The organism is Priestia sp. USM5 (assembly GCF_058323215.1).
Window position 1 is genome coordinate 3,226,118 of the sequence record NZ_JBSGKN010000001.1, and the last position, 21,039, is coordinate 3,247,156.

Genomic DNA, 21,039 nt, shown 5'->3' on the forward strand with positions numbered 1-21,039 from the left:
CCTACTTATGTACGATAAATTGTAAATACAGCTTTGCTTTGATCTTCTTCATCTAACGCTAATCCGAACATCAAATCTTGCTTTTTCAACGTGCGATTCAAACTATCAACAATTTTATATAAATCCGAGGAATTTTCCACGCGGACAGTTGATAATACTTCAATCCTGCTTTCCATTGTAAACCTCCTAGCTCGTCTATCACGACGCAAAAATGACGATATCCGTATTATAACAGGTATCAAAAACCATCGTCATCTTTTTCACTCATCAATCCAGCCCGTACGTTTTGCGTAAAAACCGAATAAATAAGTAAACATATATAATATTATAAGGAATTTACCTCTTTTTGCAAAAGGAAATTTGTTTATTTTGCAGAAAATTTCATCACATCATAGGATTTTAGCGCCATTTTAATAGAGTAAGCGCTCCCCTCTCTTACGTCATATAATTCAATCCATTCAGCTGTTAAATTCGAAAGCAGTCGAGGGGAATAGGAACGCCCTGGTTTCGTAAACGCAACGGCAAGCTGTATATCTAATTGCTTCAAAAATGTATTCGAAAAAAATGTCCCCTCTCCAAAATTAGGAATTTTCAATATATCTACATGAGTAAGGGGAATGCGTAAAAACTTTTCCTCTACTTCATCTGAGCCGCTCATGGCATATAGAACTCGGTGCTCTCCAATCGTAAATAATAGATCCATAGCCGCTGTTTTTTGCTTCGATGCATGCAAGACATCAACGTGTATATTATCCGTTAACTGAAATAAATCATTTTCTTTCCACTTCTCTGTTTGAAATTCCGCCTGGTACTGAGCCGGCACAATAATACGCTCTATATGATAATCCTTCACAGCTCGCTGAACATTTGAATCATAGTACTTTTGCTGTTTCGTAATTATTAATTGGTTGATTTTTTTTACTTTATATCGCTGCAGCCACTTGTTTAGCTCGGGATAGGAAGATGCACTCCCGGTATTTACTAAAATCGCCTCACCGCTTCCGTCTTGAATCAGACTTGCTTCTCCATCTGAAAGAGGCAGAAAGGTGATCACTACTTCATCAGCTTGCAAACCAAAATCTACGTTTTTAATGACGGCTGCTGAAACCGAACAGGTCATAAAACTAAAAAACAGTACAGCACTTAGCAATATTTTAATCATACACTGTCCTCATTTGCTTATCATAGTATATTACTATCGTCTCTCAAGTGAAGAAACAGTATGCATAAAAAAGACTTAAGCTATGCTCAAGTCTTTTCATTCCACCATTCTTTGTAGTCCAGTAAGATATTTGAAAACGTTTTTTGAACAACCTGGACTTTTGGAAGCGAGTGAAGGAAATGGTATCCATATGCTGTTCGCGTAATACGATTATCAAAAATAAATATAGCTCCCCGGTCACTTTTTGAACGAATCAACCGTCCAAATCCTTGTTTAAAACGGATAACGGCTTGAGGAAGTGAATAATTCATAAAGGGACTTTTCCCTTCTTTTTTCATCTGCTCAAATTTAGCTGTCAACAGAGGTTGATTTGGAGATGAAAAAGGAAGTCTGACTATTACGAGACATGATAATAAATCTCCTGGCAAATCAATTCCTTCCCACAGACTGTTTGTACCCAAAAGAATGGAATGCTCAAATTGACTGAAGTCTTTTAACAGTCTATTGCGATTTCTAGTTGTGACTCCTTGACCAAGCAGGACAAACTCTTCAAGATCGTTTAACTCTTTCAAATAACCATATGTAGCTTTCAACATGTCATATGAAGTAAAAAGCACCAGCATACGGCCATTTGTTACTTTGGCTACGTCAAGAATACTTTCTGCCATCATAGCGCTATACTCATATAATGATACTTCGTTAACAGCAGGCATATCCTGAGGGATATAGACTCTAGCTTGCTTCTCGTAATCAAACTCGGAAGGAAGAATGAGTTGAGCAGGCTGAAAGTCATATAACCCTAGCTCTTGAATTAAATAATCAAATGTTCCATTCACCGTCAATGTAGCCGATGTTAAAATAACGCTTTGTTTCTTAGCGAAAAATTCATCAGCCAGCGTATCGGCAATGGAAGTAGGCTGACTATAGATATACGTAGCATTTGCTGCTCCTTTTGGCTCAATTTCAAACCACGTTACGTAATTGCTCTGCTGTTTGAACAAAAGCTTTTCTATTTGCTGAGATATATGCTCAAATCCTTTAACAGCCGTTTGAAATTCATGAAGAGATGACTGTTCATTTTTTGTGGCTTTGTCATATAGATCGTCAAAGGAATGTCTTGCCCCATCATTCCATGTAAAAAGATCGTGAATTAAAAAACGAATGCGCGACGCTGCTTCTTGAATAGCCGTCCAGTAATGCCCATGCTCTTTTTCCACTTTATACCGATAGCTGCTCCTTCCAATCTCGCCCTGCTGATTGCCTGTTCTTTTTTGAACAAAAGAATGAATCAAACGAAATAAGTCATCGCACTCAGAATGAAGCTGCACAAACAGATTTTGAAGAAATTCAGTGTTAAGCTCGATGCTATATTTTACAAGCGTATGGTGAACTTTTTTTAACAGCCCTTTGTCTTGAATGGTTCCGATTCGGTTTAATAGCGCATGAACCGCAAAATAATCTAAGCGCTCTCCCAGTTCTTCTCCGGCAATGTCTTCTAAGTGATGAGCCTCGTCAATAATAATTTGTTCATAATCAGGTAGCAGCTCATGATTACTCATCACATCCATCAACAGCAAGCGATGATTTGTCACTACTATATGGGCATTTTGCGCTCTGTTCTGCGCTCGTTCATAAAAAGAATAAAGCTTCCAAGGATGCTTAAAGTCACTTGGAGACGGATTGCTTTCATTTAGCTGTTCCCAAAAAAGTTTACCCCCAGAAGGCAGGTTTATTTCATCGCTGTCGCCCGTTTCCGTTTCGGTCAGCCAAATAAGCAGCTTCGCTTTTGTGAGGATCGCATCGTAATTATTATTTCGTTCTTTTAAGAGCTGAATGAATTTTCTTATACTAATGTAATGTTCTCTTCCTTTTAAAACAGCTGCTGTGACAGGAAACGGAACAATCTTTTCTAAAATGGGCACATCTTTTTCGATGATTTGCTGCTGAAGCGTTACCGTGTTAGTTGAGATAATGACTGGGTGGTGATGAACAGAAGCATAAAACACGGCAGGAACTAAATAAGCGTAGGTTTTACCAATACCGGTCCCCGCTTCAATTAAAGCATGCTCGTTGCCTGCAAAGCACTCTTGTACAAAGTTCATCATCTCCCACTGCCCTTTTCGTTCTTCAAACAATGGCAGAGCCTGATGGAACAGCTTTTGCTTTTCAGTTTCAAATATTTCGTAAGTATGAGAGTGCTGCTTTTCATTAGCTGAATGCGGCTGATATTTGTTTAGCGCAATGCCGTGTATGAATTCATAAGAATCATCCTCGGCATAACTTTTATCATCTATAACTTGTTGAATCAGTTCTCCAATTTCACTTTTAAAGTGTAAGCTTAGCGCGTATAGCTGCTTCAAGGTTGTTAAAGGGAGCTTCTTTAATTTTTCAATTAGTAAAAGTAAAATACGTGCCGTTACTTCTGCATCACTATCTGCTTGATGAGGGTTTTCATGTTCAATATGTAAATACTCAGCTAATTGACTAAGTTTGTACCCATCAACTGTAGGCAGCAGAATCCGGGCCAGTTCGACGGTATCCACGGTTGAATTATAAAGCGTCTCCATCCCGCACTGATAGAGTTCTTCTTGTAAAAAAGTTAAATCAAATGCCACATTATGTGCAACAAAATAAGCATCATCTAGCAATTCTATAATTTTAGGTGAAATTTCTTCAAATAAAGGCGCATCTTTCACCATATCATTTTGAATGTTAGTTAGTTGTGTAATAAAAGGCGGAATATCCATACCAGGATTTAAAAAACTAGAAAAACGTTCAACAATTTTGCCGTCTTCTACTATGACAGCAGCAAATTGAATCATTTTATCTCCTTGTTTTGGAGAATGTCCCGTCGTTTCAAGATCTACCACAACAAAGCGTTTATTCACGGTCAACACCTCGCAAGTCTGTCTTTTTATAGTATAAAGTGAAAGCCTGCTCTATATGCTTTAAAAGCGCAACTCCTTCTCGTGAAAAACAGAGAGGCTTTCATACATAGAAGTTTTACTTTAGTGTGTATAGAGGTTTATACCGTTCACTTACTAGCGTATGTATTCAAATAAAAATCCCCCTCATAAAGGGGGACTGTTCTTATAGAATTGTACCAGCTGGTTCTTGTTTAAGCAATTGTTGGATTTTATTCTGCTCATTCATAATCGCTACGGTTGGATGATGGTGAGCTACTTCTTCATTTGCTACGAGCGCATAAGAGATAATGATGACGATATCTCCAGGCTGCACGAGTCTTGCAGCAGCTCCATTTAAACAAACTACGCCGCTCCCTCGTTCGCCGGGAATCACGTACGTTTCCAAGCGAGCTCCGTTATTATTGTTTACAATTTGGACTTTTTCGTTTGCTGCGATTCCTACTGCGTCGATAATATCTTCATCAATGGTGATGCTGCCAACATAATTTAAGTTGGCTTCAGTGACATGAGCTCTGTGTATTTTAGCGTTCATCATCGTGCGAAACATTTAGTTATCCCCCTGTACGTCTACAATTACATTATCAATTAAACGAGCTTTAGAGAATTGAACAGCTAAAGCGATAATGATTTTTCCAGCGGCTTTCTTAATTGGTTTTAGCTCTGGATACGTATAAACCTCGATATAATCCACTTTACCGCTCGTATGTTGCTCAATTTCTTTTCGAATGGTCCCTTTAATGATTTCTACTTGCTTCTCTCCGCCTTCAAGAAGCTGCAGAGCGCTTTGTAAACTCTTAAATAAAACAGGTGCCTCTTCTCTTTCTTTATCTGTTAAATATACGTTACGAGAACTTTTAGCTAATCCATCTGCTTCTCTCACCGTATCTACTGCTCTAAGCTCCACCGGGAAATTAAAATCTTCAATTAAACCATCTACTACAGCAACTTGCTGCGCATCTTTTTTACCAAAGTATGCACGATCTGGGGTTACAATGTGAAAAAGCTTTGTTAGTACCGTGGCTACTCCGTCAAAATGACCAGGGCGCTTCTGTCCACACAATACGTCTACACGATCTCTCACGGTTATAGCAACTGAACGGCTTGACTTATACATTTCCTCTACTGAAGGATAAAATAAATAGTCGACGTTAGCTTCTTTTGCCACGCGCTCATCGCGCTCAAAATCTCTTGGATACGTATCAAAATCTTCATTTGGTCCAAATTGAGTCGGGTTCACAAAAATACTTAGCGCCACTACTTCATTTTCTGTGCGAGCTACTCCAAGCAGAGTAGCATGGCCTTCATGCAAATAGCCCATCGTCGGGACAAATCCAATTGAACGTCCAAGCTGCTTTTCTTTTTTCATCTCCTGCTGCATGTCTTTAATTGTTGTAATGACTTTCATCTTATTTCCCTCCGTACAGTGCCGTTAACTGCTCTTCTTTCATTGAAAAAGTATGTGCTTCTTTCGGAAACTCTCTTTTTTTCACTTCACTTACATACTGAGAAAGCCCTTGTAAAATAGGCTCATTTATTTTCGCAAATGACTGAACAAATTTGGGCACACGCTCTACGCCGTACGTTAATACATCGTGGTATACAAGTACTTGACCATCCGTGTCAGCTCCTGCTCCGATTCCGATTGTTGGAATGCTTAAGCGTTCAGCTACTTGTTTTGCTACTTGTTTAGGAACACACTCTAATACAACAGCAATAGCTCCCGCCTGCTCACACTTGATTGCGTCTTGGATTAGCTGTTTGGCTTCTTTCGCTTCTTTCCCTTGTACTTTATAACCGCCCAGAACACCGACAGACTGAGGTGTTAACCCGAGATGTGCAACAGCCGGAATACCAGCTTGCGTCAATTCTGAAATTGTATAGAGAACATCGTTTGCACCTTCTACTTTTAAAGCATGAGCTCCGCTTTCCTGCATAATGCGAGCAGCATTTTTCATCGTGTCTTCTTTCGACACGTGATAGGACATAAACGGCATGTCGGTGACGATAAATGTATCACTAGCCCCTCTTTTAACCGCTTTTGTATGATGAATCATATCATCTACCGTTACAGGAATCGTAGAGTCATATCCTAAAACGACCATTCCTAGAGAGTCGCCTACTAAAATCATGTCTACGCCTGCTTCTTCAGCGTACTTAGCTGACGGATAATCGTACGCAGTCAGCATCACAATTGGTTCATTGTTTTGTTTCATACGTAAAAAATCTAATTTTGTTTTCACTAACTTTCTCCTCCTTCTCAGAGGAGATGAGCGCACGTCTGCACACAAAAAAGCCCTTCTACCTATAAAAGGAAGAAGGACTTTGACAGACTTCATCTATAAAAAGCACACTTTACCTAATGTGCTTACCTACGCGTCATCCCTCTGTCCTAGTCCTTAATGGATCAAGGCAGATTTATTGTCGTATTAAAAATAAACAAACGAGTATCAAGTGAAGTTCTTTCGATACTACCTTGATACTCGTATTATAATAAAAATTTCTTTATTTTTCTACTATTTTTTAGCAGAGAGCTCAATATCTGCAGAATGAATTCGGTGTATAACACCTTCATCGTCTTCAATCAATAAAACGCCTTCATCTGTTATACCTTTTGCGAAGCCTTCAATGTTGGCTGTCATCGTCCGTGCTATAATTCGCTTTCCAATGCTGATTGCATACGTTTCCCAAAGAACTTTAATTAAACCAAAGCCATTTTTTAAGTATTCTTCATAAAGGGTTTCTAACTTTAAGAAAAACGCTTGCATCAAAGCGGCACGATTAATTTCTTCACCTTTTTCAATACGTAAAGATGTGGCAATGTGTTTGATTTGTTCATTAAAATCCGTTTCCTGCTGATTCACATTAATGCCGATTCCAATGATGACCGAATGAATCCGGTCAAAATCAGCCTGCATTTCCGTTAAAATCCCAACTAGCTTCTTCCCATTTAATAAAACATCATTCGGCCATTTAATGTCTGGAGAAAGGTTCGTCACTTCTTGAATAGCCTGTACAACAGCGACTGCTGATAGTAAAGTCAGCTGAGGAGCCTGCTGCGGAGGGATAGAAGGACGCAGTATAATACTCATCCAGGCACCAGTATATTTTGGGGAGTACCACGCTCTATCAAGTCTTCCTCTTCCTGCCGTTTGCTCTTCAGCAACTACGACCGTTCCTTCTTTTGCTCCTTCTTGAGCAATTCGATGAGCAATTTTTTGAGTAGAATGCACGCTTTCCTCATAGTGAATATACTGGCCGATTTTTGTTGTTTGAAGTCCTAATAAAAGCTCGTTGCTGCTTACTTTGTTCGGCTTCCCAACAATGCGATAGCCTTTTTTACGAACAGCTTCAAGTTCATAGCCGTCTTTTCGCAGCTCTTCGATATGCTTCCATACAGCTGTTCTTGAACAGCCTAATAAATCGCTGATCTTTTGGCCGGACACATAGTCCCCATCTGCGTTCGTAAACATTTCAAGCAGCGTTCTTCTTATATCTGACTGCAAGACTGCACCCACTTTCTTATTGAAGATTTCGTGTTCATTAACTCATTGTATAGAACTTTTTCCTCAATTTCTTTTAATAGTTGAGACACCCATGGACCACCCCTTTTACCTGTCCATACTAAAAGATCTTGACCATTTATATCTAAATCTTTTAAAGAATGAATAGGCAGCTCGCTATAGATGTAAAGAAGCTCATGTTCATTCATATACTCATTGCTTCGAAGAAGTTGTAAAATACGATTCACGCTCACGCTGGCCTGCTCTCCAATTGTATACATGATGCGTTTTGACCATCCATTTTCCAAAACGTCCCGAAGACCAATAGACTGAAGCTGAATATCTTTAATTTGCTTATTAGATAATTTCCAGCTTTTAAAAAATGCCTGCTTGTCTTGAATGTCGAGCAGATGTACAAGAAGTGTCCACGACTCCGATACTCGCTGAAGCATCATCCAATCGTGTGCACAAACAGATCGGAATTTTTGCGGATCTACATTCAATTCGGGCAAGTAGCGATACAGCTCCGTATCTGCTACAAGTGCTAATGCTAAAGACGGCCGCTTTCCGCTCAGCATTTTTTCGAATTCAACTGTAATGCGTTCAATAGAAACATGCCTCAGTAGTTCACCGTATTGCTGAATGGCTCTTTTAGTTTGATCAGACAGCGAAAACGCCAGCTGACTGACAAAGCGAACGGCTCTCATCATACGAAGAGCATCTTCATGAAAGCGTTCTTTAGCATTTCCGACAGTACGAATTAACTGGTTTCGTAAATCTTCCCTTCCATTAAATGGATCAATAATTTCTCCTTTTGCATTCATAGCCATTGCATTAATTGTAAAATCGCGACGCTGCAAATCTTCTATCAAAGACGAAATAAACGTAACGGACGAGGGACGACGAAAATCATCATATTCTCCCTCAGAGCGAAAAGTGGTCACCTCATAGGTCTCGTTCTCATGGACAACGACAACCGTACCATGCTCGATTCCTACATGAATCGTCTTAGGAAAGAGTTCCATCACTTGTTCCGGCCTAGCTGACGTAGCGATATCAATATCTCCAATCGTCCGATTTAAAATGAGATCCCGGACCGCTCCTCCAACAAAATACGCTTCGTAACCGGCTGTCTCCAGTTTTTCAATAATATAAAGCGGATGAATGAACGGTTCTTTCATAACGTCCTCCATTCTTCAACCCTGTACCAATTTATAATAAAGTTTTTCATATTGACTCACAATCTCTGTTGAATGAAATTTATGATTAACTGCGCTTAGAGACGCTTCCCTCATTTGGTGATGCAGCTGTTCATTTTCAAGTAGCTGAATTGCTTTGCTCGCTGCCTCTTCGACGTCTCCAACTTCGCAAATATATCCTGTTTTTTCGTGTTCAATTACTTCGGGAATTCCGCCTATATTTGTTCCGATGCATGGAACACCACAAGCCATAGCTTCTAAAAGTACAAGCCCAAAGCTTTCTTTTTCAGATAATAACAGTTTTAAATCGCTAATCGAATATAATTCTGCTACATTTTCTTGTTTCCCAAGAAATAACACAGAATCTTGAAGATTTAGCTCTTTTACCAATTGAGACACAACCGTCATTTCAGGGCCGTCTCCTACAAGCAGCAGCTTAGATTGAAGCTTTTCATTAATAATAGCAAATGTTTTGACTATATCTGTAACTCGTTTGACTTGACGAAAGTTTGAAATATGAATAACGACTTTTTCATTTTCTAATATGCCATACTCCGCTTTTAAATACTGAACTTCTTTTTTATGATAAACTCGTTCATCAATAAAATTATACATCGTTTCAATTTCTTTATCTGGACTAATTAAATGGTGAGTTTGATCAACAAGTGACTGAGATACAGCCGTCACTGCATCTGATTTCTCAATTCCAAATTTAATTAAGTCTTTTAACGATGGATCCTCTCCTAGAACCGTAATATCTGTTCCATGAAGAGTCGTCACAATTTTCACTTCGTGCTCTACCATTTGTTTAGCTAAAATCCCGCAAACGGCATGGGGGATTGCATAGTGCGTATGAATAATATCAAGCTTTTCTCTTTTAGCCACTTCAGCCATTTTACTGGATAAAGCGAGATCATACGGAGGGTATTTAAAGACGGAGTATTGATTTACATCTACTTCGTGAAAATAAATATTTGGATATACTTTCGTCAATCTAAAAGGCATGCTAGAGGAAATAAAATGAATTTCGTGCCCCTTTTCAGCCAGCAGCTTCCCTAGCTCCGTTGCTACCACTCCTGAACCTCCAACGGAAGCATAACATGTAATACCAATTTTTAACTTCATTTATTTTCCACCTACTAAATCGTCGTACATCAAAATCGGTTTTTTAGATAAAAAACCTTCACCGTAAGCTATCCCGACTTCTTTGCCAAATAACCGCTCTCTGCTCTCTACCGTTTCAATATATCCGTTTACGAGCGGCGTATCAAACGTATCTGCTGTTTTTATAAATTGACTTTCATAAGCCTCTAGACTAGCTACTTTCTTTTGAAACGTGCTTGATACATCTACGATAAAATCTGGCTTATGAAATCCATTTATCATATAGAAATATAGAGACTCCGCACGATGAGCTTTTTGCTTCTTATCATCTATATAATTTTTAACGCCAGCGGAAAACATGGCCTCTTCTACAAGCTTTGCACAATTTCCATGATCAGGATGACGATCTTCAAAATAAGGAGCAAATATAATCCTTGGTTGATACGTGCGAATGACTGATGCAATTTCAGCTATATATTCTGGCTTTAAAAACAAACCTCTGTCTGGTAAATGCAGATGAATTCGCTCATGAACACCTAAGACTTCAGCTGCTTTAGACGCTTCTTGTTTTCGAATTTCAACCGTTCCGTTTGAAGAAAGTTCAGCTTGCGTCAAATCGCAAATAACTACCTTCAAACCTTGTTCACTCATTCTTGCAATGGTTCCACCCATGCCGATTTCTACATCATCGGCATGAGCACCAAAGGCAAGGATATCTATTGTTTCTTTCATTGTCTTCACCCTATTTTTTTATAATTGAACGCCAATGCAAATCGCCTCGTTCAAGTCCATGAATTAAAATCTCTGCTGTTCCCATATTCGTTGCAAGAGGAACCGCATAGACGTCACATAGACGCATCAGAGCTGAAATATCAGGTTCATGAGGCTGAGCTGTTAACGGATCGCGGAAAAAAATAACCATATCCATTTCATTTTGAGCAATTAAAGCTCCTATCTCCTGATCTCCTCCAAGCGGTCCTGATTGAAAGCGGTGAACCTGCAAACCTGTTGCTTCTGAAATACGCGTTCCTGTTGTTCCTGTTGCGAACAGCGAATGTTCCTGTAAAATCGCTTGATAGGCTGTTGTGAATTGTACCATATCATTTTTCTTTTTATCATGTGCAATTAAGGCGATTTTCATTTTTCTCGCTCCTTAGTCAATAATATTTTCTAACCCATATACAAGTGTGTCTACGTTCATAACTGTGTCAACAGCTAGCTTCACACCTGACATAAAAGAAGCGCGGTTGTATGAATCATGACGAATTTTTAACGTTTGTCCAAATCCTCCGAACATCACTTCTTGGTGAGCAATCAGTCCTGGCAAACGTACGCTATGTAGGCGGATTCCTTCATAATCTGCACCGCGTGCGCCCTCTAGTAATTCTTTTTCCTCAGGGTGGCCCTGTTTTTTTGCTTCACGAACTTCACTGATCAGCTCCGCTGTTTTTAAGCCTGTTCCTGATGGTGCATCTAACTTTTGATCATGATGCATTTCAATGATTTCTACATCATCAAAGTATTTAGCTGCCATTTGTGAAAACTTCATCATTAAAATAGCGCCAATCGCAAAATTAGGTGCAATGATACAGCCAAGCTCCTTCTCTTCAGCAAGCTGCTTTAATTCTTTTAAATCTTCTTCTGAAAAGCCAGTTGTTCCTACAACAGGTCGTACTCCATATGTTAAAGCTGTTTTAGTATGAACGCGTCCAATTTCAGGTGTTGTCAAATCAACTAAAACATCTGCCTTAACGTCTTGAAAACATTTTTCAATATCCGTGTAGATCGGCGCTTGTACATTTGGCATTCCTTCAATATCACTTATGTATTTTCCTTCATTGATACGATCCACCGCTGCTACTAATTCAAAATGCTCTGTTTCTTCTATTAATAATACAGCTTCTTTTCCCATACGACCTCTTGGTCCTGCAAGTACAATTCGAATTTTGTCCATTCTTTTTCTCTCCTTAGTCTTCTTTTTTCGTCCAGCGATCTTTGTCACGCGTATTAAATTTATTCATAACGCGATCATGCGCTTCTTGTAAATCAATATTTAATGAATTTGCAAAGCAAATTAATACAAATAAAATGTCGCCCATTTCTTCTTCGACCGTACGTTCTGCTTCAGTCGTTTTCTTCGGCTTTTCACCATAATAGTGGTTAATTTCGCGCGATAATTCGCCCACTTCTTCCGACATTCTCGCAAGCATAGCAAGAGGACTAAAATATCCTTCTTTAAATTGGCTAATATATGCATCAACTTCTTGCTGCATTTGCTCCATCGTTTTTTTTGACATCTTTTTATTTCACCTCTTTTAGAAGTACACTCAGCTTACTATTATAACATCTTTACTTCAAATTATTTAGTGTAATTACTTCTTCTTACCACGCCTTTGTCAGATGCTCTTTCACAATATTCCTCACGTTTCCCTTAATTCTCAAAAATCTGTCTATATTTTACGAATTGAGGATACTACTAATACATAGCACTAGAAGAAACATCATCACTTTTTACTATTTTCAAAAATCTTTTCGATAGTTATTTACGAAATGAAATATATTCCTTTATGATAAGGTAGTGCAAAAACGGTCATAGGAGGTTTGTAAGTATGAAAGGTCTCAGATTAAAAAATATTATTTTTATACTGCTTGGTTCTGCTATATTTGCGTTTGGACTTGTTAATTTTAACATGCAAAACAATTTAGCTGAAGGTGGATTCACAGGCATTACCCTGCTTTTATTTTTCTTATTTAACATTGATCCCTCTTATTCTAACTTAGTGTTAAATATTCCTTTGTTTTTTGTAGGGTGGAAACTATTAGGGAGAACAGCATTTATTTATACCATGCTCGGAGTTGTTAGCTTATCGCTATTTTTATGGATATTCCAGCGCTTTCCGGTGAATATGCCCCTGCGCCATGATATGACTCTAGCAGCTCTTTTTGCCGGTGTTTTTATTGGAGTGGGTCTTGGCATTATTTTCAGGTTTGGAGGAACAACAGGAGGAGTCGATATCATTGCCCGTGTTGTTCAAAAATATATCGGGTGGAATATGGGGAAAACGATGTTTCTTTTTGACTTTATTGTAATTAGTGCGTCTCTCATTTATTTATCCTACCGAGAAGCTATGTACACACTTGTTGCAGTCTTTGTCGCTGCACGGGTTATTGACTTTATGCAAGACGGTGCGTATGCGGCCAAAGGCGCAACCATCATTTCGAATCATAACGAAGCCATATCGGATAAAATTATGAAAGAAATGGATCGAGGCGTGACGATTTTAAAAGGACAGGGTTCTTTTTCTAAGCAAGATACCAACGTGCTATACTGCGTTGTTAGTAAAAATGAAATTTTCCGTTTAAAGCAAGTTATTACTTCTGTAGATCCACACGCCTTCGTTGCAGTTACGGATGTTCATGATGTCTTAGGTGAAGGATTTACCCTTGATGAAAATAAAAAACCGCTTGAAAGATAAAAAAATACCGCTAATGCGGTATTTTTTTATTAGTCGTCGTTATTCATTCCTGTATAAATCATGATTAAACGAACCAACTCAAGAACTGCTACTGCTGCGGCTGCTACGTATGTTAAAGCCGCTGCGTTAAGCACTTTGCGCGTCTCGCGCTCTTCGTCATTTCGAATCGCTCCGACTGAGACGATTTGCGTCATCGCTCGGCTTGAAGCGTTAAATTCAACAGGCAGTGTTACAACTTGGAATACGACCGCTGCTGCCATGAAGATAATACCTAACAATAGCAACGGCTTAATCGACGCGATAATTCCAATCATAATTAAAATCCAAGAAGCGTTTGATCCAAGGCTTGCCACCGGCACAAGCGAGTGGCGAAGGCGTAAAAACGAATAGTTTTCTTTGTCTTGAATCGCGTGTCCCACTTCGTGAGCCGCAACGGCAGCGCCTGCGACAGACGTTCCGTAATAGTTGTCTTCTGACAAACGAATGACTTTTGAGCGAGGATCGTAGTGATCGGATAAAAATCCGCCTACAGGCTCTACGTGAACGTTGTACAATCCGTTTTCATCCAAAATTTTTCTTGCTACTTCTGCGCCTGTCATTCCTGATGAGTTGCTTACTTGTGAATATTTTTTGTAAGCACTTCTCACCTTAAACTGTGCCCAAATTGGCACAAGGATAATAATGAGAAAATAAATCAAAAAGCTCATTTACCCACACCTTTCATTATGTGTTTGACTACTCTTTTATTTTAGACAATTCTGCGCTTTTACGTCAATCATTACGCCCTCTGGCTGACTTTCTTTTCTGGTCAGCGAAATACTTTCGCGCTCCTACATAAAAAAGTGTAGCAATAATAATACTTCCGGTGGTGATTGTAACCCAAATAAAAGACGGGTCCGTACGATTTTCTTTTACTTGTTCAAAAAAATCTTTTAAATTTTGTTCCATTTGGTTGAACTGGTCATCGTTAATCTCACTTAGCGTTCCTTCACTTTGTAAAAAGTGAACGTCTGCGCTCACACGCTGTACGTAGGGAGACGACACGTCTACCTGCGCGCTCGGTAAGATCATATCATATTCCTTTAAAAATTGCTTAAGCTGCGCTTCATAAGCCGCCTGTTCTCCTTTTACTGCTTCATTTCGCATCTCTTTAAATGTTGCTAGCATACTGCCTTCGAGTTCAGTCCACATAGGCTGATGCTTGCTGTGCAGCGCATCCACTAATAATCGAAATTGAGTAGCTTTTTGAAGACGTTCTTCATCACTGGAATCAGAAGATAAAAGAGACCTTTCTACCTGTTCATAACAAAGAGTTAAAATACGTATATCTTCGGCCGATACGCCCAAAGAAGCTGTATTGAGACTGGTAAATTCATTCGAAAAATTTCTGAACAAATGTTGGGCTGCTTTATACTCCTTTTGCTCTACAAGCGATAGCGTTTGATCAGATAAGTTATCAAGCTTTTCCCACTGCCCTTCAGCTGCATGTACAGTAGTCGTATATGCAAAGAAAAGTACGAGCAATATTCCTACTATTCTTCCTTTCATTCTCGTCCCTCCTCTAACCTCTACTAAAACTTATGAAAAAGAGGACAAGAGTAGACCTATTTTCAAAAGGAAGTTTTAATCTTACTATTCATTCATCGGAGTGATAAAGTTTTGCGTATAATACTTCTCATATACACCTACACCAAGACGCGTAAACTCTTTATTGAGTAAAGCCTTACGATGTCCCTCACTATTAAGCCACCCTTCAACCGCAGCGATTCCATCCTGATAATTCGAGGCAATATTTTCGCCCGCGATACGGTATACTACATCACCTTTTTGCAGACGGTTGCCTAAATCACCTTGTGCTGGTGAAACGTGAGAGAAATAGTTTAAGTCACTCATTTCTTTGCTGTGTAAATAAGCTACTCCCGCAGTGGCTTCGTCCCAAGCTAAAGGTGACAGCTGAAAACGGTCTCGAATTACATTTGTAATATCGATAATTTGCTGCTCTTCTCCTTCTTGGACACTTTTCCACTCCTCTGCTGTCAATGACGGAGCTGTTGGAAGCTCGCCGCGATAAACAATTTCGTACGGACGCTGTTTTAATAGCGTGTCCATATCCATAATTCGAATACTTGAGATTGTATTAAGGAACTGATCAAAATATAGTTGGACGTATACATCTCCATATTTAATAATTGGACGCATTTTCATATCCTCTTCACTCAGACGAAATCGGTATTCATTTCCGTCTTTTTGAAGCGTGAGTTCGGATGAAAGTGAAACTCTTTTTTCCACTTCTTCTCGCTTCTCACCAATCTCAAAAGGATCTGTATTTGTTTTTGAACCAATGACGTATACGGATACGACTTGATTATTTTCTACTCCTACCTGCGCATACGTTTGACGATTCTTTTTGTAAATCCACCAGTCATAGCCATATGCAGAAGAATCAATACGATCCGGCTCTCCAAGCATTCCAATTAACTGTTCTGAATGATCTCCAATGAGCCTCATCATATTTTCACTTTGTTTTTCATAAGAAGCCACTTCTTGGGTGGGCTGACTTTTGGAATCCGTTTGGTTTTGCTCAATATTTTGACCCGTTAGATATTTTTCTAGCTGAGGTAAATAATCCTCCGCGTATACAAATGCCACTATTAATACGAGAATAAAAATAACTTTTTTCAGCTTTTCTTCCTCTCCTTACACCTGTTTTCTTTACCTGTTTAACTTATTTTTATCTCTATTATACATGCATTCAAAAAAAAATAGCTATCGGTATGAAGGAAACAAAAGAAAAAGCCAACTATTTACGAATATCCTGCAAACAGTTGGCTTTCGCTTTTTAATGCGTATGTTCTGAAATGTCTGAGAGCGCTTCTCCTGCACGTTCATTTGCATAGCGAAACGTTGATAAATCACCTAGCGAAACAATCCCGACTAGCTTTTGATTTTCCACAACAGGAAGACGACGGATTTGATGTTGAGCCATAAGCTTAGAAGCTTCTTCTACAGAGGCTTCCGCTGTAATAGTTATAAGCTCTTCACTCATAACATCCGTTACTTTACTTGAATTTGGCTTCTTTTCTGCAATGCCTTTTATAACTAAGTCTCGATCTGTAATCATTCCTACTAACTGATCTCTATCGACAATTGGAATTGCGCCTACATTCCATTCCTTCATTTTCACTGCCACTTCATATACGTTATCGAGCGTGGTGCATGTTTCCGTATCAGCTGTCATTACCTCTTGTACAGTTTTCATTGTTTTATCCTCCTTTACATAGTGTGTTCGCTTTATAGTGTGACCAACTTTTTAGTAAACTTTCGCATTTAAAACGTTTAAATAAAAATAGATAACGTTTACATTTTTCCTTATTAGATATTGCAAGTTTTATCCATTCGGCTTATGATTTAGTTGGGGTATATCTGTTTTGGGAGGGAGTTCATATGAAATTTGAATATGCAAAGTTTGATTCATTAAAGGTAGATTTAGATTTATTAGATGAGATTATGCATCAATTTGGCCTGGTCCGCGCCGGACAATGGGATTATGAACGCGTCACGTACGATCGAAAATTCGAGTTTCAGCGAGATACCTTCTATTTGCGAGTCCAAGGACATGCTATTTCAGGCGATGTAGGGGGCAGGCATGCTGTTATTCACCTTATGACACCTCTATTAGGCAAACATTATTATCCTCACGGTGTAGAATATGGAGACGGAGAATATTTCCCGCCATCCCTTGTAGAACAGTGTGAAAAGATATTAACACAAATCAAATCACAGCTTGAAACCGTTCAGCTATAGAATTAGAAAAAGCGCAGTAATCAGACTGCGCTTTTTTTAATTCAAAGGAGGAGTAGACGGAAATTCCTTTGGTTTTATATCTTGAGATTCAGTAAAATCAGGCATGTACGTATCTTTCTCTCGTTCTTTTCGAGCCCACTGAAAAAAAATAAAGCCTAAAACCGTTCCATACACAATTTCTTGAATGATCTTCATAATAACGCCGCCTAGCTGCTGGTCTTCCACGGGTGGCAGCGTATTAAACATCTCAGGAGCAAGCTGACCTAAACTTGCAATCATAGAAGGCGGTACACAAAGGGAAAGAGCTTGTACCCAAGCGCTTGAGTCTGTATACGTCGCATACAAAGAATGGTTTGCAAAAATAATCAGCGCGCACGCTGGAGTAAGAAGTACGCCATCTGCAAAAATGTATCCAAGCTTTTTTAAAGAACTTAGCGTTTGTTCTTCTTCTAGCTGATTAATGAGTGGCCACCACATACAAAATGCAGCGATAAATAATACAACACTCACGATTCCGTGAAGCGTCATATCCGTTTTAATAACATCAAAAAGTAGCGGAATATGATACAAAGAAAATAACCCATTGAATAATAGTAAAGCAATTAAGGGCTTTGTAAAAAATTTAAAAACAGGTTTAACCCCTCTTACATAAATAACAGAACGAGCTAACCACGGTGGAATTCCTAAAATAAAAAGCGGGGGAATCACCAAGTAAACAATTGCCATTTGCGTCATATGAGCACTAAACATAAAGTGCCCTAGTAAATCTACAGGTCCTCCTTTACATATATACAAAAGAACCATGCTGATAACAAAATACGCTTTTGTTTTTCTGTCTACGGCCGCCGCTCCTATAAAATTCCCTCTCCATCTACCAACGATGAAAAAATATAAGACGGTCACCAGACAAATGGTTAAAAAATAGTAAGGGCTCCAAAGTGCTTCAAAACCAAACATCTGCAAATTGTTAATCAACGTATATTCCTCCTTCTACAGATGATGAAAAGGACTGGCGTATGCCAGCCCTTTTCTTTACCACCAAATAATGGTTACAAAAGCTAAAATGGTTAAAAGAGCTACCAATACGCCTGAATACAAGAAAAATGCTGGTATGGTATGTCCTTTGTGGTTCATATGCATGAAATAATAAAGTTGAAAGATGACTTGAACAACCGCCAAGAGCACAATCACCGGCATAATGTACCATCCGCTAAACTCTTGATAAACCGCAAAAAAAGCAATTAGTGTTAAAAACAACATCATTGCAAAAGAGATAACTTGCATCTTCATATCTTCTGCGTTTCTTTTTTTACGATATTCTAAATTGAGCCTTGGGTTATCTGAGTTTGATTGATTTGTCGTCATCAGCTTATCCCACCATTCCCATTAAATATACAACCGTGAAAATAAAGACCCACACAACATCGATAAAGTGCCAGTATAAACTTGCGACATAATATTTAGGAGCGTTATATAAGTTTAGCCCCCGCTTCGCATTTCGAATCATCAAAGAACCAATCCAAAGCAGTCCGAACGTTACGTGAGCTCCGTGTGTCCCAACCAGCGCGTAGAAAGAAGAACCAAATGCGCTGCTTGTAAACGTATGCCCTTCATGAACATAATGCCTGAACTCATAGATTTCTAGCCCTAAAAACGCTAAACCTAAAAGCCACGTAACGCCTAACCATAGCTGCATCTTTTTAAACTCAAAATTTTTCATATGATACATAGCATATACGCTTGTTAGTGAACTTGTTAATAAAATCATGGTTGCTGCAAAAACAAGCTTAATATCAAACAATTCTTCCGGCTTAGGTCCTGACATCGTTGAATTGCGCAAAGCTAAATAAGTAGCAAAAAGTGAAGCAAACAAAACCGTCTCCCCGCCTAGAAAGAGCCAAAAGCCGGTAAATTTATTTTTCCCTTCAAGCGTTGCTTTTTCAGGCGAAGCAGGGAAAGTTTCAGCGGTTAGCTTTTGTTCAGTCTCCATTACATCTTCGCCTCCTTGTCATCATCAACTAAGTCTTCTTTGTGAATATGAAAGCCGTGATCATCAATCCATGAACGGAAGAACATCGATAAAAACATGACGATCATTCCGATAATCCCTACAACATCTCCCCACGCATGATCATTTCGATACAAAAAGCCAATCCCTGCAATAAACATCCCAAGCGATATCATAAATGGAATAAACGATGAGTTTGGCATATGAATATCACCAAGAGGTTCGGCTGGCGTCATTTCTTTATTTCCTGCCATTTTTTCAATCCAATATGCATCTAACCCGCGTACAAGCGGCGTTTGTTTAAAGTTATACTCTGGTGGCGGAGATGAAATAGCCCATTCTAATGTACGTCCGTCTCCCCAAGGATCTCCTCCTACCTTTTGTCCTTTGGCAGTGGTTTTTATAATGTTAACAAGTAAAATGAGCGTAGCAACCGCCATGAAAGCAGCTCCTGATGAACTGATTGCATTCCCAAGGTCGAGACCTTGATTAGGCAAGAACGTCCATACGCGGCGAGGCATCCCCATTAGACCTAAGAAATGCTGAATAAAGAACGTTAAGTGGAAACCAATCAAAAAGAGCCAGAACGTTGCTTTGCTTAACTTTTCATCTAACATCTTGCCAAACATTTTTGGCCACCAGTATGTGACACCTGCTAATATAGCGTATACGACACCGCCTACGATAACGTAATGGAAGTGAGCAACGATAAAATAAGAATCTTGAAATTGATAATCTGCAGGTGCTACAGCTGCCATAACTCCTGTTACTCCCCCGATAACAAATGACGGAATAAAGGCGACAGCGTAAAGCATTGGAGACGTAAACTCAATACTTCCTCCCCAAAGCGTAAACAGCCAGTTAAAAATTTTAATTCCAGTTGGAACGGCGATGGCCATCGTAGCGACAGCAAAAATGGCATTTGCAATCGGACCAAGTCCGGTTGTAAACATGTGGTGAGCCCACACCATGAACCCTAAAAATCCGATTAATACGGTAGCAAAAACCATCGACGAGTATCCGAATAATCTCTTTCTTGAAAAAGTAGGTAAAATTTCTGAGAAAACACCAAACGCTGGAAGAATTAAAATATATACTTCCGGATGACCGAATATCCAGAAAAGATGTTCCCAGATAATCGTATTTCCACCCATTGTGGCGTCAAAAAAGTTTCCACCGAACAAGCGGTCAAAAATCATTAAAAACAATCCAACCGTCAGTGCTGGAAACGCAAACAAAATAAGAGCTGATGCAACAAACGTCGTCCACGTAAACAGCGGCATACGCATATAAGTCATACCTGGCGCCCTCATGTTAATGATTGTTACGAGAAAGTTGATACCTGAAATCAATGTCCCGGCTCCGGAAATCTGTAAACCTATCGCATAAAAATCAATTCCGTGACCAGGCGATGCAATAGACAGCGAAGCATATGATGTCCAACCTGCATCAGGTGCTCCTCCTAAAAACCAGCTTAGATTTAAAAAGAGTCCCCCAAAGGCAAACAACCAAAAACCTAACAAATTTAAAAATGGAAATGCTACATCTCGAGCTCCGATTTGCAGCGGAACAACTGCATTCATCATAGCAAAAAGAAGCGGCATGGCAGCTAAGAAAATCATCGTTGTTCCATGCATTGTTAAAATTTCATTATACGTTCCTGCACTAACAAAGTCATTGCTTGGTATAGCCAGCTGAATACGTATAAATAGCGCTTCCACTCCTCCGACTAGAAAAAAGATACCGCCGGCAATTAAATAAAGAATGGCGATTTTCTTATGATCCACGGTTGTCATAAAGTCCCAAATTGTTCCACCTACACCCTTCTTTTGACTGAGTGTACTCATCGCTAAACCTCC

General features: G+C 39.2%; 23 protein-coding genes. 2 read left to right on the plus strand and 21 right to left on the minus strand.

The features are described from left to right. Positions 1 to 5: 5 nt before the first annotated feature. The 13 genes from ACWATA_RS17295 to ACWATA_RS17355 form a co-directional block, all read right to left on the minus strand. A complete protein-coding gene (locus ACWATA_RS17295) occupies positions 6 to 176 on the minus strand; it encodes a YpmA family protein (protein ID WP_013056102.1) in 171 nt (56 codons plus the stop codon). 188 nt (positions 177 to 364) lie between these two features. Beyond that, positions 365 to 1,162 (minus strand): ComEC/Rec2 family competence protein, encoded by a 798-nt coding sequence (locus ACWATA_RS17300; RefSeq protein WP_028414082.1) that lies wholly within the window; start codon positions 1,160 to 1,162, stop codon positions 365 to 367. Between the two features lie 86 nt (positions 1,163 to 1,248). Further along, the gene (dinG, locus tag ACWATA_RS17305; protein ID WP_033578421.1) at positions 1,249 to 4,050 is read right to left on the minus strand and encodes an ATP-dependent DNA helicase DinG; all 2,802 of its coding nucleotides are present in this window, start codon (positions 4,048 to 4,050) and stop codon (positions 1,249 to 1,251) included. Between the two features lie 202 nt (positions 4,051 to 4,252). Next, positions 4,253 to 4,636 carry an aspartate 1-decarboxylase gene (gene panD, locus ACWATA_RS17310; protein WP_028407965.1) on the minus strand — a complete coding sequence of 128 codons (384 nt, stop codon included), beginning with the start codon at positions 4,634 to 4,636 and terminating at the stop codon, positions 4,253 to 4,255. After that, the gene (gene panC, locus ACWATA_RS17315) at positions 4,637 to 5,494 is read right to left on the minus strand and encodes a pantoate--beta-alanine ligase (RefSeq protein ID WP_221818050.1); all 858 of its coding nucleotides are present in this window, start codon (positions 5,492 to 5,494) and stop codon (positions 4,637 to 4,639) included. Position 5,495: 1 nt separating this feature from the next. Then, positions 5,496 to 6,329 carry a 3-methyl-2-oxobutanoate hydroxymethyltransferase gene (panB, locus tag ACWATA_RS17320; RefSeq protein ID WP_033578419.1) on the minus strand — a complete coding sequence of 278 codons (834 nt, stop codon included), beginning with the start codon at positions 6,327 to 6,329 and terminating at the stop codon, positions 5,496 to 5,498. A 273-nt stretch (positions 6,330 to 6,602) separates the two neighbouring features. Further along, a complete protein-coding gene (locus tag ACWATA_RS17325) occupies positions 6,603 to 7,592 on the minus strand; it encodes a bifunctional biotin--[acetyl-CoA-carboxylase] synthetase/biotin operon repressor (RefSeq protein ID WP_013056096.1) in 990 nt (329 codons plus the stop codon). After that, complete coding sequence (locus tag ACWATA_RS17330; RefSeq protein ID WP_310877367.1) at positions 7,577 to 8,770, minus strand: CCA tRNA nucleotidyltransferase; 1,194 nt, start codon at positions 8,768 to 8,770, stop codon at positions 7,577 to 7,579. Before ACWATA_RS17330 ends, ACWATA_RS17325 begins: the two co-directional genes overlap by 16 nt. Positions 8,771 to 8,785: 15 nt before the next feature. After that, positions 8,786 to 9,913 (minus strand): N-acetyl-alpha-D-glucosaminyl L-malate synthase BshA, encoded by a 1,128-nt coding sequence (bshA, locus tag ACWATA_RS17335; RefSeq protein WP_028414087.1) that lies wholly within the window; start codon positions 9,911 to 9,913, stop codon positions 8,786 to 8,788. Further along, on the minus strand, positions 9,914 to 10,624 hold the full coding sequence (gene bshB1 / locus ACWATA_RS17340) for a bacillithiol biosynthesis deacetylase BshB1 (protein WP_028414088.1): 711 nt from the start codon (positions 10,622 to 10,624) through the stop codon (positions 9,914 to 9,916). It abuts the gene before it with no gap. Between the two features lie 10 nt (positions 10,625 to 10,634). Then, complete coding sequence (mgsA, locus tag ACWATA_RS17345; protein WP_033578417.1) at positions 10,635 to 11,033, minus strand: methylglyoxal synthase; 399 nt, start codon at positions 11,031 to 11,033, stop codon at positions 10,635 to 10,637. A gap of 12 nt (positions 11,034 to 11,045) precedes the next feature. After that, entirely contained in the window at positions 11,046 to 11,846 is an 801-nt protein-coding gene (dapB, locus tag ACWATA_RS17350; protein WP_013056091.1) for a 4-hydroxy-tetrahydrodipicolinate reductase, read from the minus strand. 13 nt (positions 11,847 to 11,859) lie between these two features. After that, a complete protein-coding gene (locus tag ACWATA_RS17355; protein WP_013056090.1) occupies positions 11,860 to 12,189 on the minus strand; it encodes a nucleotide pyrophosphohydrolase in 330 nt (109 codons plus the stop codon). Positions 12,190 to 12,501: 312 nt separating this feature from the next. Between ACWATA_RS17355 and ACWATA_RS17360 the strand changes: the two genes are divergently transcribed. Continuing rightward, positions 12,502 to 13,368 carry a YitT family protein gene (locus ACWATA_RS17360; protein ID WP_028414090.1) on the plus strand — a complete coding sequence of 289 codons (867 nt, stop codon included), beginning with the start codon at positions 12,502 to 12,504 and terminating at the stop codon, positions 13,366 to 13,368. Between the two features lie 29 nt (positions 13,369 to 13,397). On the opposite strand, the gene ACWATA_RS17365 is transcribed toward ACWATA_RS17360, so the two are convergent. The 4 genes from ACWATA_RS17365 to ACWATA_RS17380 all read right to left on the minus strand — a co-directional run bounded on the left by ACWATA_RS17365 (position 13,398) and on the right by ACWATA_RS17380 (position 16,627). After that, positions 13,398 to 14,075, minus strand: coding sequence for a zinc metallopeptidase (locus ACWATA_RS17365; RefSeq protein WP_013056088.1), 678 nt, complete (start codon positions 14,073 to 14,075; stop codon positions 13,398 to 13,400). A 64-nt stretch (positions 14,076 to 14,139) separates the two neighbouring features. After that, complete coding sequence (locus tag ACWATA_RS17370) at positions 14,140 to 14,916, minus strand: sporulation protein YpjB (protein ID WP_034266841.1); 777 nt, start codon at positions 14,914 to 14,916, stop codon at positions 14,140 to 14,142. An 84-nt stretch (positions 14,917 to 15,000) separates the two neighbouring features. Next, positions 15,001 to 16,017 carry a CAP domain-containing protein gene (locus ACWATA_RS17375; RefSeq protein ID WP_028414092.1) on the minus strand — a complete coding sequence of 339 codons (1,017 nt, stop codon included), beginning with the start codon at positions 16,015 to 16,017 and terminating at the stop codon, positions 15,001 to 15,003. Positions 16,018 to 16,207: 190 nt separating this feature from the next. Beyond that, positions 16,208 to 16,627 (minus strand): CBS domain-containing protein, encoded by a 420-nt coding sequence (locus ACWATA_RS17380; RefSeq protein ID WP_028414093.1) that lies wholly within the window; start codon positions 16,625 to 16,627, stop codon positions 16,208 to 16,210. A 185-nt stretch (positions 16,628 to 16,812) separates the two neighbouring features. On the opposite strand from ACWATA_RS17380, the gene ACWATA_RS17385 reads away from it, so the two are divergent. After that, positions 16,813 to 17,172, plus strand: coding sequence for a YugN family protein (locus ACWATA_RS17385; protein WP_013056084.1), 360 nt, complete (start codon positions 16,813 to 16,815; stop codon positions 17,170 to 17,172). Between the two features lie 36 nt (positions 17,173 to 17,208). Here ACWATA_RS17385 and ctaG read toward each other — a convergent pair whose 3' ends face one another. Genes ctaG through ctaD form a run of 4 tightly spaced genes read right to left on the minus strand, consistent with a single transcriptional unit; the run spans position 17,209 to position 21,027 of the window. Beyond that, entirely contained in the window at positions 17,209 to 18,147 is a 939-nt protein-coding gene (ctaG, locus tag ACWATA_RS17390) for a cytochrome c oxidase assembly factor CtaG (protein WP_047751379.1), read from the minus strand. A 57-nt stretch (positions 18,148 to 18,204) separates the two neighbouring features. Then, positions 18,205 to 18,537: a cytochrome c oxidase subunit IVB gene (gene ctaF / locus ACWATA_RS17395; RefSeq protein WP_014460982.1), complete on the minus strand. Its 333-nt coding sequence runs from the start codon at positions 18,535 to 18,537 to the stop codon at positions 18,205 to 18,207. A 4-nt stretch (positions 18,538 to 18,541) separates the two neighbouring features. After that, positions 18,542 to 19,162, minus strand: coding sequence for a cytochrome c oxidase subunit III (ctaE, locus tag ACWATA_RS17400; RefSeq protein WP_013056081.1), 621 nt, complete (start codon positions 19,160 to 19,162; stop codon positions 18,542 to 18,544). Continuing rightward, a complete protein-coding gene (gene ctaD / locus ACWATA_RS17405; RefSeq protein ID WP_033578414.1) occupies positions 19,162 to 21,027 on the minus strand; it encodes a cytochrome c oxidase subunit I in 1,866 nt (621 codons plus the stop codon). Before ctaD ends, ctaE begins: the two co-directional genes overlap by 1 nt. Positions 21,028 to 21,039: the final 12 nt, after the last annotated feature.

What these genes read in the sequence shown, in the direction of transcription:
- ACWATA_RS17295 (WP_013056102.1), bottom strand. Translation starts at nt 176, where the DNA reads ATGGAAAGCAGGATTGAAGTATTATCAACTGTCCGCGTGGAAAATTCC.
- bshB1 (WP_028414088.1), bottom strand. Translation starts at nt 10,624, where the DNA reads ATGAAAGAAACAATAGATATCCTTGCCTTTGGTGCTCATGCCGATGAT.
- mgsA (WP_033578417.1), bottom strand. Translation starts at nt 11,033, where the DNA reads ATGAAAATCGCCTTAATTGCACATGATAAAAAGAAAAATGATATGGTA.
- ACWATA_RS17380 (WP_028414093.1), bottom strand. Translation starts at nt 16,627, where the DNA reads ATGAAAACTGTACAAGAGGTAATGACAGCTGATACGGAAACATGCACC.
- dapB (WP_013056091.1), bottom strand. Translation starts at nt 11,846, where the DNA reads ATGGACAAAATTCGAATTGTACTTGCAGGACCAAGAGGTCGTATGGGA.
- panC (WP_221818050.1), bottom strand. Translation starts at nt 5,494, where the DNA reads ATGAAAGTCATTACAACAATTAAAGACATGCAGCAGGAGATGAAAAAA.
- ACWATA_RS17365 (WP_013056088.1), bottom strand. Translation starts at nt 14,075, where the DNA reads ATGAGCTTTTTGATTTATTTTCTCATTATTATCCTTGTGCCAATTTGG.
- ACWATA_RS17360 (WP_028414090.1), top strand. Translation starts at nt 12,502, where the DNA reads ATGAAAGGTCTCAGATTAAAAAATATTATTTTTATACTGCTTGGTTCT.
- panD (WP_028407965.1), bottom strand. Translation starts at nt 4,636, where the DNA reads ATGTTTCGCACGATGATGAACGCTAAAATACACAGAGCTCATGTCACT.
- ACWATA_RS17330 (WP_310877367.1), bottom strand. Translation starts at nt 8,770, where the DNA reads ATGAAAGAACCGTTCATTCATCCGCTTTATATTATTGAAAAACTGGAG.
- ctaE (WP_013056081.1), bottom strand. Translation starts at nt 19,162, where the DNA reads ATGGAGACTGAACAAAAGCTAACCGCTGAAACTTTCCCTGCTTCGCCT.
- ACWATA_RS17385 (WP_013056084.1), top strand. Translation starts at nt 16,813, where the DNA reads ATGAAATTTGAATATGCAAAGTTTGATTCATTAAAGGTAGATTTAGAT.
- ACWATA_RS17355 (WP_013056090.1), bottom strand. Translation starts at nt 12,189, where the DNA reads ATGTCAAAAAAAACGATGGAGCAAATGCAGCAAGAAGTTGATGCATAT.
- ACWATA_RS17370 (WP_034266841.1), bottom strand. Translation starts at nt 14,916, where the DNA reads ATGAAAGGAAGAATAGTAGGAATATTGCTCGTACTTTTCTTTGCATAT.
- ctaD (WP_033578414.1), bottom strand. Translation starts at nt 21,027, where the DNA reads ATGAGTACACTCAGTCAAAAGAAGGGTGTAGGTGGAACAATTTGGGAC.
- ACWATA_RS17300 (WP_028414082.1), bottom strand. Translation starts at nt 1,162, where the DNA reads ATGATTAAAATATTGCTAAGTGCTGTACTGTTTTTTAGTTTTATGACC.
- bshA (WP_028414087.1), bottom strand. Translation starts at nt 9,913, where the DNA reads ATGAAGTTAAAAATTGGTATTACATGTTATGCTTCCGTTGGAGGTTCA.
- ctaF (WP_014460982.1), bottom strand. Translation starts at nt 18,537, where the DNA reads ATGACGACAAATCAATCAAACTCAGATAACCCAAGGCTCAATTTAGAA.